This is a genomic window from Deinococcus rhizophilus (assembly GCF_030271215.1).
GTDB classification, from domain to species: Bacteria; Deinococcota; Deinococci; order Deinococcales; family Deinococcaceae; genus Deinococcus; species Deinococcus rhizophilus.
Window position 1 is genome coordinate 1 of sequence record NZ_JASNGB010000346.1, and the last position, 850, is coordinate 850.

Consider the following 850-nt stretch of genomic DNA (forward strand, 5'->3'; position numbering starts at 1 on the left):
GCAAGACCGTCTAGCACGCACAATGCGGATGAATCGCACGCAGTTCCGGCGACGTACCGGGGTCTATCCCGAAACCTTCGCCGAGATGGAGGCGGTCCTCGCAGAGCGGGAAGCACAGAAGAAGAAATCTGGCCGTCCAGCCGCACTCAGCGTCGCGGAACAACTGCTGCTGACCTTGGAATTCTGGCGCGAATACCGCACCTTCGCGCACCTGGGCGATGACTGGGGCGTTCATGAGACCACCGTGCATCGCACGGTGGAACGGGTCGAAGCCGCCCTGATCGCCAACCCACAGTTCCAGATGCCCAAGCAGCGTGTGTTTCGGGAGGCACAGATCGTGTACAGCATTGTCGCGGTCGATGCCTCCGAGGTCCCCTGCGAGCGACCCAAAAAAACAGCGTCGCTGGTACAGCGGCAAGAAAAAGCGGCACACCCTGAAGTTTCAGGTGCTGATCTGTACCGTCACCCAGCGCATCCTGAGCACGGCGACGAGTGCTGGAACAGTCCACGATCTGAAGTTGTTTCGTCAGTCTGAGCTGCGGCTGCCTCACGATACGGCGCTGATCGGGGACGCAGGGTATCAGGGCCTCTGGAGAACTCACGGGCATGCCATCACCTCCCACAAGGCAACGCACGCGTCGCCTCTGTCCGCCCAGCAGCGCCAGGACAATCGTGTCCTGGCGCGTGTCCGGCAAGGAGTCGAACATGTGATCCGCCGCATGAAGGTGTTTCGTGTGCTCAAAGGCATTTATCGCCATCGGCGTCGTCGATTTGCCCTTCGAGTTCAGCTGATCGCCGCACTCTGTAACCTCACCCAGGCATGCCCCGCCTGACTTTCGCAAGAGGTCTA

Annotated in this window: 2 protein-coding genes; both read left to right on the plus strand. The window is 60.6% G+C overall.

Annotated elements, in window-relative coordinates:
* Positions 1 to 535: transposase family protein (locus QOL99_RS17250; protein ID WP_285525637.1), on the plus strand; the 535-nt coding region annotated here is incomplete at its 5' end.
* Positions 435 to 833: a transposase family protein gene (locus QOL99_RS17255; protein WP_285525638.1), complete on the plus strand. Its 399-nt coding sequence runs from the start codon at positions 435 to 437 to the stop codon at positions 831 to 833. The genes QOL99_RS17250 and QOL99_RS17255, both read left to right, overlap by 101 nt.
* Positions 834 to 850 lie beyond the last annotated feature (17 nt).